Source organism: Massilia sp. 05N420, assembly GCF_056397205.1.
On the sequence record NZ_JBFTMX010000010.1, the window covers coordinates 118584 to 133007 of the forward strand.

Here is a 14424-nt window from a genome sequence, read left to right on the forward strand (position 1 = left end):
TTCACACGCTAACAAGAAGGAGACAACAACAAGATGCAAGACCCCAAGTCCCGCCTGGCTTCGCTCGACGCCTTCCGCGGCTTCACCATCGCCGCGATGGTGCTGGTGAATAATCCGGGCGACTGGAGCCACCTGTATTCCCAGCTCGAACACGCGAAGTGGAACGGCTGGACTTTCACCGACTGCATCTTCCCCTTCTTCCTGTTCATCGGCGGCGTCGCGATGGCGCTCTCGCTGGGACGCCTGGCCGCGGCCGGCGCCGATCGTCCGCGCCTGTTGCTGAAGCTGGCCAAGCGCGCCGCGCTGATCTTCCTGATCGGCTTCCTGCTGAACTTCATGCCCTACTTTAATGTCGAGAAGGTGCGCATCCCCGGCGTGCTGCAGCGGATCGCGCTGTGCACCCTGCTGGCCGCGCCCATCGTCGTGTATTGCGGCTGGCGCATGCAGCTGGCCATCATCGCCGGCCTGCTGACCCTGTACAGCGTGCTGATGCTGCTGGTGCCCGTGCCCGGCATCGGCGCCGGCGTGCTGGAGCCTGGCCAGGACTTCGGCGCCTGGATCGACCGCTCGCTGCTGGGCAATCACCTGTGGGTGCAAAGCAAGACCTGGGATCCGGAAGGGCTGGTGTCGACCCTGCCCGCGCTGTGCAGCCAGCTGTTCGGCGTGCTGGCCGGGCGCTGGCTGGCAACGAACGTGAACCGCACCGAGCAGACCGTCTGGATGCTGCTGGCCGGCCTGTTGTGCCTGTGGATCGGCGCGATTTTGGACTCCATTCTGATGCCAATTAACAAGAGCTTGTGGACCCCGTCCTATTGCTTCCTGATGACGGGCTGGGCCCTGATCGTGTTTTCCGCCTTTTACTGGCTGCTGGACGTAAACCCTTACACTGCCGTGCGCGAGGCCGCGGCGCGCTGGACCAAACCCTTCGTCATCTATGGCATGAATGCGCTGTTCATCTTCGCGCTGTCGGGATTCCTGGCGAAGATGTTCGGTTTCATTAAATTTACCCAGCCGGACGGCAGCCTGCGTTCGCTGGGGAAAACCTTGTATGCGCCGATCGCCGCGCTGCCCATCGGGCCCCTGAACACCTCGCTGCTGCATGCGGTGCTGTTCAATGCGCTGATGTTCGCGGTGGCCTGGGGCATGTGGCGCAAGAAATGGTTCGTCAAAGTTTGAAAAATATGTGGAGCACCTGTGCAACCTGATCAGAAACGACGCGCGTTCGCGCTTGCGGGAGTCGCCGGCGCGCTGGCGATGAGTGGCCTGTTCTCGGCCTGTACCACGACCCCGGGCGCCGGCAAGATCGCCACCGCCGGCGCAGGCGATGGCGACATGCCGCCGCCGGCGCCGCGCGAATTCCGCGCCGCCTGGGTCTCGACCGTCGCCAACATCGACTGGCCCAGCAAGCAGAACCTGAACGCCGCCCAGCAGCAGGCCGAGGCCATCGCGATCCTCGACCGCGCCAAGACGTTGAACCTGAACGCCATCATCCTGCAGGTGCGTCCCTCGGCCGACGCCATCTATCCTTCGCAGATCGAGCCGTGGTCGGAATACCTGACCGGGGCCCAGGGCAAGCCGCCGCAACCGTGGTACGACCCGCTGAAGTTCTGGGTCACGCAGGCGCATGCGCGCGGGCTCGAGCTGCACGCCTGGTTCAATCCCTATCGCGCACGCCACAACATCGCCAGGTCGCCGGCCGCGCCGAACCACATCACCCGCAGCAATCCGGCCGCCGTCAAAACCTACGGCAAGTTCGAGTGGATGGACCCGGGCGAGGAATCGGCGGTCAAGCAGACCCTCGACGTCGTGCTCGACGTGGTGCGCCGCTACGACATCGACGGCGTCCACATCGACGATTACTTCTATCCCTACCCGATCGAGGCGCCCAACGCCGCGGTCGGCAACGAAACCGCGCTGAACGGCAAGGCGGCGAAGGCGGAACTCGACTTCCCGGACGAGCCGTCCTGGCAGCGCTACCTGGCCCTAGGGGGCAAGCTGGACCGCGCATCCTGGCGCCGCCAGAACGTGAACCACCTGATCCAGGCCATGTACGAGGGCATCCACAAGGAGAAGAGCTGGGTCCGCTTCGGCATCAGCCCCTTCGGGCTGGGCCGCCCGGACCGCCGCCCGCCCGGCGTCACCGGCTTCTCGCAGTACGACAAGCTGTACGCGGACGCCGAAACCTGGCTGCAGAACGGCTGGCTCGACTATTTCACGCCGCAGCTGTACTGGTCGATCAAGCAGCCGGGCCAGGCCTACGACGTGCTGCTCGACTACTGGCTGGGCCAGAACAGCCAGGGCCGCCACGTCTGGCCGGGCCTGTACACCAGCCGGGTCGGCATCGCGCCGCCGGCCAAGGATTACCAGCCCCAGGAGATCATCGACCAGATCGCCATCACGCGCTCGCGCCCGAGCGCCGGCGGCCACGTCCATTTCAGCATGGTCGCGCTGATGGAGAACCGCAAGGGCCTGAGCGACCAGCTGCGCACGGTCTCCTACGCCACCCCGGCGCTGGTGCCGGCCACGCCCTGGCTGGGCAAGGACAAGCCGGAAGCGCCCTCGGTGGCCGTCACCCGCAAGGGCAGTGCGCTGCGCCTGAAGCTGGCGCCAGGCAAGGGAGACAGCCTGTATGCCRTGTGGTCGCGCTATGGCGGCCAGTGGCGCTTCGCGGTGGTGCCGGCCGGGCAGAACGAGTGGCTGGTGGGTGACGATGCGACTTTGGGGGCGGCGGATCTGGTGGTGGTGAGTGCGGTTGACCGCTTGGGGAATGAGAGCGCTCGGGTGATGGCCTGGAAAAAGGCCTAATCGTTAGCAGTTGCACGTCGTCCCCGCGAAGGCGGGGACCCAAGTTTGCATAAATTTCGATAACTCAAGCAGAACTTGGACCCCCGCCTTCGCGGGAGCGACGGAGCAAAAGTCGCGGGCACGACGGTTCTAGGGCCGCGGGCCGACGTGCTCTCCATAACCTTTACTCATGCGCATACGGCCACCTTTCATTCGCACGCCCCGGCCCGACCGGCGTACACTTCGCTTCGACCATGATTCAAGCCTCATCCTCCGCTGCCACTGAGCTGGGCCTCGGCATCGACGCCGGCGGCACCCAGACCCGCTGGGCGCTCGCTGCGCCGGGCGGCCAGATCGTGGCCGAAGGCACCGTCGCCGGGCTGTCGGCCCTGCAGATGGGCAGTCCGCATGGCCGCGAGACCGTGCGCGCCACCTTTGCCGAGCTGGCCGCCAGCGTGCTGCCCCATGGCGTGCCGGCGCGCGTGCAGGCCGGGCTGACCGGCTTCGGCGGCGAGGGCGAACTGCTGCAGCGCTGGCTGGCCGAGCTGCTGCACATGCAGGCAAGCGGCATCCACTTCTGCAGCGACATGGAAATCGCCTACCGCGCCAGCTTCGCGCCCGGCGAAGGCTACCTGGTGTACGCCGGCACCGGTTCGATCGGCGCCTTCATCGACCTTGACGGCACCTTCCACCGCGCCGGCGGCCGCGGCGTGGTGCTGGACGACGGCGGCGGCGGCTTCTGGATCGCGAAGGAGGCGCTGCGCCACATCTGGCGCCTCGAAGACGAATCTCCCGGCGCCTGGCGCAGCTCGAAGATGGCGCAGGCCGTGTTCGACTATGTCGGCGGCGACGACTGGGCGTTTTCCCGCCAGTTCATCTACGGCCAGGAACGCGGCGCAGTCGGCAAGCTGGCGCTGGCCGTAGCGGCGACGGCCGACCAGGATCCGGCCGCCGCCGCCATCCTGCGCAATGCCGGCGCCGAACTGGCGCGCCTGGCGCGGGCCCTGATTTCCCGCTTCGGACCGCGCCCGGTGTCGGTGTCGGGCCGCGCGGCCGAACTGCACCCGTCCATCGTGGCGGCGATGCGCGAACTGCTGCCGGCCGGGCTGGCATTCAGCCAGACCTCGGGCGGCGCCCATTACGCGGCGGCGCGCATGGCGCTCGAACCGCCGCCGACCCCTGCTGCATAATAACAAGCATTCAACATTCGACGAGACGAACCATCCATGAAAAGCCTTGCCGCCACCCTCCTGATCGCCCTGCTGGCCGGTTGCGCCACCGGACCGCAGTATGACAAGACCTACACGGCCAAGGGCCAGAGCTCGCGCGCCCGCTTCCTGGTGCTGCACTATACCGTCAGCGACCGCCCGACCTCGATCAAGATCCTGACGCAGCAGGAAGTCAGCGCTCACTACCTGCTCACCGACGAGCCCAGGCCGGTCATCTACAACCTGGTCGACGAGAAGAACGCGGCCTGGCATGCCGGCAATTCGAGCTGGAAGAACTACACCCAGCTGAACAACAGCTCGATCGGCATCGAGATCGTCAATCCGGGCTGGAAGGACACCCCGGCCGGCCGCGTCTACGCGCCTTTCCCGCAGTACCAGATCGACGCCCTGATTCCGCTGGTGCGCGACATCGTCACCCGCAACCACATCGCGCCGGAAAACGTGCTCGGCCACAGCGACATCGCCCCGCTGCGCAAGCAGGACCCGGGTCCGATGTTCCCGTGGAAGCAGCTGGCCGACGCCGGCCTGGTGGTGTGGCCGGACGCCGCCCGCGTGGCGGTGGTGACGCCGATCTTCCAGACCCAGCTGCCGGACGTGGCCTGGTTCCAGAAGAAGCTGGCGGCCTGGGGCTATGGCCTGGTCCAGTCCGGCAACATGGACGAGCAGACCCGCTCCGTGCTGTCGGCCTTCCAGATGAAATACCGTCCGGCGAACATCGACGGCATGCCCGACGTCGAAACCGCCGCGCTGCTGGAGGCGCTGACCAACCCGAGCGGCCCGCTGCCGCTGCTACCTCCAGTGCTGCCGTCGCCGGTGATCACTTCGCCGGTGCCGTCGGCCGTGCTGCCGGCTCCGATGCCGACGCCGGTGCCGGTTCCAGCCCCCGCCACGGTCGATCCGGCAGCCATTCCTGCAACACCGCCGGTAAAAGTTCAGCAGTGATGCTTTCCGGCAGCGTCAGTTTTACGTATCCTTTCCCTTTCTGCTCCAAAGGGTGAAGCGATGCGCCTGCGCCATATCGAAGTTTTCCACGCCATCATGCAGGTCGGCACCATCAGCGGTGCCGCCCAGGTTCTCCATATCTCGCAGCCGGCGGTGACCAAGGTGCTGCAGCATGCCGAGCTGCAGCTGGGCATGCCGCTGTTCGAGCGCGTCCGCGGCAAGCTGTATCCGAAGCCGGAAGCGCACCGCCTGTTCGCGGAAACGGAAAAGCTGAACCGCGACCTGCAGGGCATCCGCCGCCTGGCCGCCAGCCTGAAGAACCGCGCCGGCGAGACCGTGCGCCTGATCTCGACGCCGACCATCGCCGTCAGCGTGCTGCCRGCCGCCCTGACGGTGTGGCGCCGCGAGTTCGCCCAGACCCGTTGCGAACTGGCCACCTTCCACACCAGCGAGATCGTCAACGCCCTGCGCCTGGGCGAGGCCGACCTGGCGCTGTCCCTGCATGACCCGCGCCACCCCGGCATCGAGGCCGAAGCGATCGCCGCCGGCAACCTGATGGTGATGGCGCCGGCCGGCACCTGGAGCGAGGCGGAATGCCGCGAGCCGATCACCCCGAGCGCCCTGTCCGGCGAACTGATCGGCCTGGCCGACCGCGACCCGCTCGGCGAAATGGTGGTGGCGGCCTGCGAGGCCCAGGACGTGCATCCGGTATTCCAGACCGTGGTGCAGACCTACCAGATCGCCCGCTCGCTGGTCGAGGCGGGCGCCGGCAGCGCGGTGCTCGACCCGTTCACGGCGGCCTCGGCGGCCAAGGCCAAGGTCCAGTGCCGCCAGTGGGCGCCGGCGATTCCGGTCCAGCTCTACCTGCTGACGGCGAGCCATGCGCCGCTGTCGCACGGTGCGCGCGAGCTGGCAAACTGCATCGGCGCGGCCGCCCGCGCATTGTTAGACAAAGGAACTCAGTGAAAGGTCGACAATGAGCATTACCGGGCCCTTGACGATCGCCAGCGAGGACATCGCCGGCGATCCCGAGTTCCGTCACCTCTCCAGCATCGCCGGCATCGCCGTCGACCTGCGCTACGCCACCCCCGACAACTTCATCGGCCGCGACCTGTACTCGCCGTACGACTGCGCCTGGCTGCACGTCGATGCCGCCGCGGCGCTCGAGCGCGTGGTGGCCTGGTTGAAGGAACAGCGGCCCGGCTGCACGGTGCTGGTGCTGGACGCCCTGCGTCCCCAGCGCGTGCAGCAGCAGCTGTGGGACGCGCTGGAGGGCACCGGCCTGCAGATGTATCTCGCCAATCCGGAGCGCGGCTCGATCCACTCCTACGGCATGGCGCTCGACATCACCATCCTCGACGAAGCCGGCCGCGAGCTCGACATGGGCACCGGCTTCGACGACATGACCGAACTCTCGCACCCGAAGCTGGAAGAAGGTTTCCTGCAGACCGGTGCTCTTACCGAAGCCCAGGTGGCCAACCGCCGCCTGCTGCGCGAGGCGATGTTCCAGGCCGGCTTTGTCGGCATCAACACCGAATGGTGGCATTTCGATTGCGGCGACCGCAACCTGGTGCGCCAGACCTTCCGCCGCGTACTCTGAGTTCTTGCCGCATCCCTGTGGCGCCACGCTGACGGCACCCGCGCACGCTTGAGCCAACTCATTCGTCATGCATGAGCAAGCGTAAAAATTGGAGCCGTCACAGACGTCCAACCAACAGGGAGGGTGCATGATGAGAGGCACGGTAAGAGTTATGACGCGGGCTTGCGCGCTGGCCGCCGGACTGTCGTCCGCGCTGGCAGGATGCAGCACCGATGGCGGCAACAACCCGCTGGCGTCGCGCAGTACGACGGTGGAGTACTACCGGGTATTCGACATCAGGACCGACGCTCCCGCGCAATCGGTCACCAAGGCGGCCACCGACGGCATCAACCGCAACGTCAAGGATGCGGTGGTGGCAACGCCTTCCGGCGTCGAGGCGACCGACCTGCCCGGCCACTTCAAGATCGCCGATCCGACCGGCATGCCGGCGGGTTCTCCGGTGGCCAGGGGCCCCAGTTGCGACGGCGCGGCATGGACCGCCAAGGCGACCCCGCGGGTGCGCGGCACCGAGGACATGAACCTGGTCGCCTGCCTCTTCCCCTACAAGAGCGGCTATCACCTCGACATGGTTGCCGTGTTCACCAAGCCCGAGGGCGGCATCATGCATTGGCCGCGGCGCCTGGGCAGCGTCTTCCTCGGCACACCGGAAAAATTCACCGAGTCGACCATGATGGATGTGGTGCGCGCGATCCGCGAGGGCACCGGCGCGAATGTCTCATTGGTGGAAGCCAGGCCCAACCTGGCCGGCACGCCGTGGATGGAGCCGGGCACGAATACGGCGCAGGGGAATTCGGGCGGCGCCGCATCATTGGCCGGGGCGGCCGGGGCGCCCGCGCAGCCGGGCAACGCGGCGGCGACGGTCAAGGCGAGTTCGGTGCCGCAATAAAGTTTCAAAAACAGGCTAAATTTGAAATTTTATTGCATCAAGTTCAAGCACATCGTCTGCTCGAGCAGTGCCGAACCGGGGCGGATCGGCGCCGGCGTGCCGACGTCGCGGAAGCCCTTGCGCAGGTAGAGCCGGATCGCGGCCTGGTTGCTGCAGACCACGCCCAGGCGGACGCTGTGCGCCCGGATCGAACGCGCCCAGGTCACGGCTTCGTCGACCAGGGCCGCCGCCACGCCACGGCCGCGCGCTTCCGGCGCGACCCACATCTGGAACAGGTTGACGATGCCGGCATCCTCGGCGTCGCACTTGGCCCAGAGCAGGCCGAGCATGTCAGCGACGGCGTCGTCCGGTCCGGCCGATTCCGCGACCAGCGGGCAGTCGCGGCCCGAGACGCTGGCCGCGGTCAGGCGCGCCATCCACAGTTCCTGGGCCCAGGCTTCCTCGGCCTGAAAGCTGCTGCCGAAGGCCTCGGGTGCGTTGGCCAGCGAGCGCAGGCGCAGCGCGCGGTAGGCCGGCCATTCGCGCGCCGTGAAGCGCCGGATGCGGATGCCGGCGGGCGTGCCTGCCGATGCGGAGGCGGAGGCAGGCACCGGTGCCGGTGCGTCGCCGCTCACGGGCGTTCCAGCGCCGCCGGAGCGGGCGGCATGGGCTGGCGCTGATTGCTGTTCTGGCCCTGCTGCTGCCCCTGCTGGGTGGCTTGCTGGGGCTGGGTCTGGGGCTGGGCCGGCTGCAGCGGCTGTTCGGGCTGGGCCGGCGGCGTCGCCAGCACGCCTTGCGGCGTCGGCTGCGGTTCCGGCGTCGGCTGGCTCGGCGCCGGCTGTCCCGGCACGCGCAGCACCGGCTGGGCAGGACCGCCCAGGCGTGATGCCCAGTCGACCAGGGTGTCGACCACGGCGCGGCCGCGGCCGTTGCTGGCCAGGCTGCTGTTGACCATGGCCACCACGACCAGCGGCTTGCCGGTGGCGTCCGGCACATAGCCGGCCAGGGACACGACGTTGCTGAGGGTGCCCGTCTTCAGGCGTGCGCGGCCGGCCGCCGGGCTGTCGTGCAGGCGGCGGCGCATGGTGCCGTCGACGGCGACGATCGGCATGCTGGACTGAAATTCCGGCGCCCAAGGGCTGCGCAGGCCGGCCTTCAGCAGGCCGCCCATCTGCGCCGGGGTGATACGCTCGGTGCGCGACAGGCCGGAACCGTTTTCGAGCACCAGGCCCTTGTCGTCGATGCCGTGGGCGCGCATCCAGTTGCGCACGGCGGCATCGCTGCGCGAGAAGGTCGTTTCGGCGGCGCCGGCTTGCGGATGGCTGCCCAGAACCGGGTCCGCTTCCAGCGAACCCAGGCTCAGGAAGATCAGGCGCGCCAGCAGGTTGTCGGAAGGTTTGTTCGTATCGCGGACGATTTCCGGCAGCGTGCGCGAGACGTGGGCGGCCAGCAGGCGCGATTCGGGCGGCGTCGCGCCCTCGACGGCATTGCCGGAAATGGTGCCGCCGAGCCGTTTCCAGGTGGCGCGGAACAGGCGCTCCACGTAGTCCTGGCGGTCGACCACATTGATCGAATAGCTCTGCTCGCAATTCTTCGGGAACGTCCCGTGCAGCATCACTTTGATGCCGCCGTTCTTCTGCGGCACCACTTCCGGCAGCTTCCAGCCGTCGTCCCACTGCTTGCAGTTGGCGTCGATCAGCTTCATGTCGTGGCCGATGCTCACGCCCTGCAGCTCGGGCTGCATCTGCAGCTTGAGGCGCGAGCCGGTCGAGCGCATGTCCAACTGCAGCATGTTCTTGTTGATCATGGCCGCATCGGGGATGACGTTGTAATACGCTTCCGGCGATTCGTCGAAGGGCGGCGTGCCGAGGTCGGTGCGCGCCGGATTGAAGAGCTGGCGGTCGACGACGAGCTTGCCCTCGATCTTGCGGATGCCCTGGTAGCGCAGGCTGCGCAGCATGTTTTCCAGCGCTTCTCCCGAGAGGTCGACGTCGCCGCCGCCGCGCAGCACCAGGTCGCCTTTCAGCGTGTCGCCCCGCAGCGCGCCGGTGGTGCGCAGCTCGGTGCGGCCGCGGAACACCGGGCCCAGGGTCTCCAGGCCGACCAGGGTCGACACCAGTTTCATGGTCGAGGCCGGCTGCATGGGGCGGTCCGCCAAGTGGGACAGCACGGTCTGGTCGTCGCGCAGCACCAGCACGCTGACGGCGTCTTCCGCGATGCCGGTGCTGCGCAGCACCTGGGCGACCGGTTCCGGCAGTTGGGCGTGGGCAGGAAGCGCGCCGCTGAAGGAAGCGACGGTGGCGAGGGCGGCGAAGGCGAGCGGGCGGATGCGAAACATGCTGGTCCCTTTATTCATTCAAAAATCAAGCGAAGAACACGTAGGCCACCGAGATGGCGGCGATGATGCCGGCCAGGTCGGCGATCAGGCCGCAGGAAATGGCGTAACGGGTCTTGCGCACGCCGACCGAACCGAAGTACAGGGCGACGATGTAGAAGGTGGTGTCGGCCGAGCCCTGGAAGATGCAGGCCAGGCGCCCGACGAAGGAATCCACGCCATAGGTCTTCATGGCGTCGATCATCAGCGCGCGCGAGCCGCTGCCGGAGAGCGGCTTCATCAGCGCGGTCGGCAGGGCAGGGGTGAAGGCGGTGTCGAGGCCGGCCTGGCGGATCAGCCATTCCAGGCCCTGCACCACGAAGCCCAGCACGCCGGAATTGCGGATCACGGAGATCGCCACCAGCATCCCGACCAGGTAGGGAATGATGGTCAAGGAGGTCTGGATGCCGCCCTTGGCGCCCTCGATGAAGGCCTCGTACACATTCACCTTCTTGCGCAGCGCGCCGACGATGAACACGACGATGATGGTGAACAGGATCAGGTTGCTGGCGACTTTCGAGAAGGTCTCGATTTCCGGCTTGGTGAGGAAGGTCGTCATGTACCACATCAGGCCGGCGATGGCGGCCGTCATGCCGCCCAGCCAGCCGAGCACCACGCCGTTGATCAGGTTGATGCGCTGGCGGATCGACACGGCGATGATGCCGGCGACGGTGGCGACATAGGTCGCGATCATGCAGGGAATGAAGATGTCCGAGGGGTCTTTCGCCCCCAGGATGGCGCGCTGGGCCATGATGGCCAGCGGGATCAGGGTCAGGCCGGACGTGTGCAGCACCAGGAACATGATCTGGGCGTTGCTGGCCGTGTCCTTGTTCGGGTTCAGGCTTTGCAGGCTTTCCATCGCCTTCAGGCCGAAGGGCGTGGCGGCATTGTCCAGGCCCAGCAGGTTGGCCGAGAAGTTCATCACCATGTGGCCGGTGGCCGGGTGGTCCTTCGGCACCTCCGGAAAGATGCGCGAGAAGAAGGGAGAAATGATCTTCGCCAGCCAGCCGACCGCGCCGGCCTTCTCGCCGACGTTCATCAGGCCCAGCCACAGGGTCATCACGCCGGCCAGCGGCAGGGCGATGTCCATCACGCCCATCTTGGCGGAATCGAAGGTGCCGTCGATGATGCGCTTGAAGATCTCGGTATCTCCGAGAAAGATCCACTGGGCCAGCGCCGCGACGAAGCCAACCAGGAAAAAGCCGATCCAGATGTAATTCAGAGCCATGTGATGTAGTCAGGGCGAACGTGCGCTTAATTGTGCAGCGGAGAGTATAGGCGTAGCGCAAGCTGCAAGGATGAAAGAATGCCCCGAGGCTATGTGAAAAAGTTATGTACCGGCGCCGCGGTCGACGTGCGGCATTCCGGACAGATCGGGGGCGGATTGTGCGGATTCACGGAATCGCCGGTGCCATTCCTTTAACGCCAATCTATTTGTTCTTCTAAAACAAGGACTTGGAGAAAGCCCTAACACCTTGATCGCTGGCATGGAAACTGCTCATGCTTTGTTGGCAACGTACCGCAGAGTCGTGCAACAACAATCAATCATCAAGGAGACAGCAATGGCATTCGCCACTCGCATCAAAGCATTCCTGAACGTCAAGACCTTGGCCGTCGCCCTGGCAGCCGCCGCGCAATTCCCGCTGGCCCATGCGGCCGACCTGGTCCGCCTGGGCAACCTGAAGTTCGCCCACTACGGCGCCGTCGCCTACATGAAGGAAATCGCGCCGCAGTACAACCTGAAAATCGAAGAGCGCGTCTTCGCCAAGGGCCTGGACATCGTGCCGGCCATGATCGCGGGCGAAGTCGACGTCTCGGCCAGCGCGCTGGAAGCGGCCATCTCCGGCCGCGCCAGCGGCGTGCCGGTCTACCTGGTGGCCGGTTTCGCCAAGGGCGGCGTGCGCATCGTCGGCCGTCCCGACCTGAACATCCACTCGATCACCGACCTGAAGGGCAAGAAGGTCGGCGTCACCCGCGGCGGCCCGCAGGAAATCCTGCTGTTCGCCGAACTGTCGAAGCACAACATGACCTGGTCGGACAAGCCGGGCAAGGATGTGCTGGTCGTCTACATGGGTTATCCGGACCTGAACCAGGCCCTGCTGACCAAGAACATCGACGCCATGAGCCAGTCTGAGCCCTACTCGACCCAGGCCATCAACAAGAAATACGGCACCGAAATCATCAAGCCCTACGACACCCCGCTGGAAGAGCCGACCCGTGCCCTGGTGATGTCGGAAAAGCTGTACAAGGAACGCCGCGACGTCGCCCAGCGCTTCATGCAGTGCTTCGTGGACGCCACCCGCAAATTCCTGGCCGATCCGAAGCTGGCCGAGAAGTATGTGCGTGAATCCATGTTCAAGAACCAGGTGTCGTCCGAGGATTACCGCGACGCGATGGAAAACGCCAAGTTCACCGACGACATCACGGTCGAACACGTCCAGCTGACCACCGACTACATGATGAAGTACAACGTCGGCCGCATGGCGAACCCGCCGGCCGCGAAGGACTGGGTCAAGCTGGATCTGCTGCAGGCAGCCAAGAAGTCCGCTAAATAAGCAAGGGGTCGGGATGAATCTTCTGTTGCTCCGGCGCCTGGTCCATGGCGCCGCGGTTCCGCTCGCGGCGCTGCTGCTGTGGCAGGGCGCATCGGCCATGGGCTGGGTGAATCCGCAGGTCCTGCCTTCGCCCCTCGCCGTGCTGCATAAATGGGGCGAGTACCTGATGCCCTTGAGCGCCTACGACCCGGCCCAGAGCAGCTATCTGCGCTGGCTGGTGTCCGGCGAACTGCTGGAAGACGCCTACAGCAGCCTGACGCGGGTGCTGGTCGGCTTCGCCATCGGCGCCGGCCTGGCCCTGCCGCTGGGCCTGCTGATGGGTACCAACAAGGCCGTGTATAAACTGTTCGATCCGCTGGTGCAGATCCTGCGTCCGATCCCGCCGATCGCCTACATCCCGCTGTCGATCCTGTGGTTCGGCCTCGGCAATCCGCCGGCCTTCTTCCTGATCAGCCTGGGTTCCTTCTTCCCGGTCCTGATGAACACCATCGCCGGCGTGCACCAGGTCGATTCGATCTATATCCGCGCGGCGCGCAACCTCGGCGTCGGCCCGATGACGATGTTCCGCCGCGTGATCCTGCCGGCCGCCACGCCCTATATCCTGGCCGGTGCGCGCATCGGCATGGGCACCGCCTTCATCGTCGTGATCGTCGCGGAGATGATCGCGGTGAACAACGGTCTCGGCTTCCGCATCCTGGAAGCACGCGAATACTTCTGGTCCGACAAGATCATCGCCGGCATGTTCACCATCGGCCTGCTGGGGCTGGCCATCGACTCCGGCATGAGCGCGCTGAACAACCACTTGCTGAAGTGGCATCGCGGTCTCGACAACCATTAAGGAGACGACATGACAGCCATCCACATCAACGGCGTCAACAAGGTGTTCGCCGGCCAGGGCGGCGAGGTCGTCGCCCTGCGCGACATCAACCTCGAGATCGCCAGCGGCGAATTCATCTGCCTGCTGGGCCCTTCGGGCTGCGGCAAGTCGACTTTGCTGAACGCGATCGCCGGCTTCTCGCATCCGACCTCGGGTCGCATCCTGGCCGGCGACAAGCCGATCCTCGAGCCCGGTCCCGACCGCGGCATGGTGTTCCAGGAGTACGCGCTCTTCCCCTGGATGACGATCGAGAAGAACATCGCCTTCGGCCTGGAAGTGGCGGGCCGCAGCGCCGCGCAGATCCGGGAGCGCGTCGACTTCCTGCTGAACATGCTCAAGCTGCAGGATTTCCGCGCCCGCTATCCGAAGGACCTGTCGGGCGGCATGCGCCAGCGTGTGGCGATCGCCCGCGTGCTGGCGCTGGAGTCGCCGGTCATGCTGATGGACGAGCCCTTCGGCGCCCTCGACGCCCTCACCCGGCGCAACCTGCAGGACGAATTGCTGAAGATCTGGAAGACCTTCGGCACCACCATCGTGTTCGTCACCCACAGCATCGAGGAATCGGTGTACCTGGCCGACCGCACCATCGTCATGACCTACCGTCCCGGCACCATCAAGCGCGACGTACCGATCACGCTGGAGCGCCCGCGCGATCCGGCCGATCCGGAATTCAACCGCATCAAGCGCATGCTGGGCGAACTGGTGATGGAAGAGCAGCAGCGCCACGAGAACGCCGAGCGCCTGACCGCGACCGCCGACTGAAGCGACAAGACAAGAAAGAGAACATCATGAGACAAAAAGCCCAATTCCACTGGGATGACCCGCTGCTGCTGAGCCAGCAGCTCACCGACGAAGAGCGCATGGTGCGCGACGCCGCCGCGGCCTACTGCCAGGACAAGCTGCAGCCGCGCATCCTCGAAGCCTTCCGGCACGAAGCCATGGACACGTCCATCTTCCGCGAGATGGGCGAACTCGGCCTGCTGGGCCCGACCATCCCGGAACAGTACGGCGGCCCCGGCCTGAACTATGTGTCGTACGGCCTGATCGCGCGCGAAGTCGAGCGCGTCGATTCCGGCTACCGCTCGATGATGAGCGTGCAATCCTCGCTGGTGATGGTGCCGATCTTTGAATTCGGCAATGAAGAGACCAGGCAGAAATACCTGCCGAAGCTGGCCACCGGCGAATGGATCGGCTGCTT

The 14424-nt window shown here is 66.0% G+C and carries 14 protein-coding genes; 11 read left to right on the top strand and 3 right to left on the bottom strand.

Translation table 11 applies throughout. The features are described from left to right. The first annotated feature begins 33 nt into the window (after positions 1-33). The 7 genes from AC1DIX_RS08505 (at position 34) to AC1DIX_RS08535 (ending at position 7441) form a co-directional block, all read left to right on the top strand. Entirely contained in the window at positions 34-1176 is a 1143-nt protein-coding gene (locus AC1DIX_RS08505; RefSeq protein WP_477323543.1) for an acyltransferase family protein, read from the top strand. A gap of 78 nt (positions 1177-1254) precedes the next feature. Further along, on the top strand, positions 1255-2805 hold the full coding sequence (locus tag AC1DIX_RS08510) for a glycoside hydrolase family 10-like protein (RefSeq protein ID WP_477323559.1): 1551 nt from the start codon (positions 1255-1257) through the stop codon (positions 2803-2805). Between the two features lie 233 nt (positions 2806-3038). Continuing rightward, a complete protein-coding gene (locus AC1DIX_RS08515; protein ID WP_477323545.1) occupies positions 3039-3974 on the top strand; it encodes an N-acetylglucosamine kinase in 936 nt (311 codons plus the stop codon). A gap of 36 nt (positions 3975-4010) precedes the next feature. Continuing rightward, on the top strand, positions 4011-4955 hold the full coding sequence (locus AC1DIX_RS08520) for an N-acetylmuramoyl-L-alanine amidase (protein ID WP_477323547.1): 945 nt from the start codon (positions 4011-4013) through the stop codon (positions 4953-4955). A gap of 60 nt (positions 4956-5015) precedes the next feature. Continuing rightward, positions 5016-5921 (top strand): LysR family transcriptional regulator, encoded by a 906-nt coding sequence (locus tag AC1DIX_RS08525; RefSeq protein ID WP_441935206.1) that lies wholly within the window; start codon positions 5016-5018, stop codon positions 5919-5921. A 10-nt stretch (positions 5922-5931) separates the two neighbouring features. Continuing rightward, complete coding sequence (locus tag AC1DIX_RS08530; protein WP_441935207.1) at positions 5932-6555, top strand: M15 family metallopeptidase; 624 nt, start codon at positions 5932-5934, stop codon at positions 6553-6555. Between the two features lie 151 nt (positions 6556-6706). Beyond that, positions 6707-7441 carry a hypothetical protein gene (locus AC1DIX_RS08535; RefSeq protein ID WP_477323549.1) on the top strand — a complete coding sequence of 245 codons (735 nt, stop codon included), beginning with the start codon at positions 6707-6709 and terminating at the stop codon, positions 7439-7441. A 29-nt stretch (positions 7442-7470) separates the two neighbouring features. Here AC1DIX_RS08535 and AC1DIX_RS08540 read toward each other — a convergent pair whose 3' ends face one another. From AC1DIX_RS08540 to AC1DIX_RS08550, 3 genes are read right to left on the bottom strand one after another with little or no spacing between them, the layout of a single operon-like run. Further along, positions 7471-8055: a GNAT family N-acetyltransferase gene (locus AC1DIX_RS08540; protein ID WP_477253448.1), complete on the bottom strand. Its 585-nt coding sequence runs from the start codon at positions 8053-8055 to the stop codon at positions 7471-7473. Next, entirely contained in the window at positions 8052-9758 is a 1707-nt protein-coding gene (gene dacB, locus AC1DIX_RS08545; protein WP_477323551.1) for a D-alanyl-D-alanine carboxypeptidase/D-alanyl-D-alanine endopeptidase, read from the bottom strand. Before dacB ends, AC1DIX_RS08540 begins: the two co-directional genes overlap by 4 nt. 25 nt (positions 9759-9783) lie before the next feature. Further along, positions 9784-11022, bottom strand: a complete 1239-nt coding sequence (locus AC1DIX_RS08550) for a nucleoside recognition domain-containing protein (RefSeq protein WP_441935211.1) — start codon at positions 11020-11022, stop codon at positions 9784-9786. A 334-nt stretch (positions 11023-11356) separates the two neighbouring features. Between AC1DIX_RS08550 and AC1DIX_RS08555 the strand changes: the two genes are divergently transcribed. From AC1DIX_RS08555 to AC1DIX_RS08570, 4 genes are all read left to right on the top strand, one after another. Next, entirely contained in the window at positions 11357-12349 is a 993-nt protein-coding gene (locus tag AC1DIX_RS08555) for an ABC transporter substrate-binding protein (protein WP_441935212.1), read from the top strand. A 97-nt stretch (positions 12350-12446) separates the two neighbouring features. Continuing rightward, positions 12447-13187, top strand: a complete 741-nt coding sequence (locus AC1DIX_RS08560; protein WP_442121289.1) for an ABC transporter permease — start codon at positions 12447-12449, stop codon at positions 13185-13187. A gap of 9 nt (positions 13188-13196) precedes the next feature. Continuing rightward, positions 13197-13988: an ABC transporter ATP-binding protein gene (locus AC1DIX_RS08565; RefSeq protein WP_441935213.1), complete on the top strand. Its 792-nt coding sequence runs from the start codon at positions 13197-13199 to the stop codon at positions 13986-13988. Between the two features lie 26 nt (positions 13989-14014). Continuing rightward, a partial coding sequence (locus AC1DIX_RS08570; RefSeq protein WP_477323553.1) for an acyl-CoA dehydrogenase family protein occupies positions 14015-14424 on the top strand: 410 nt, incomplete at its 3' end.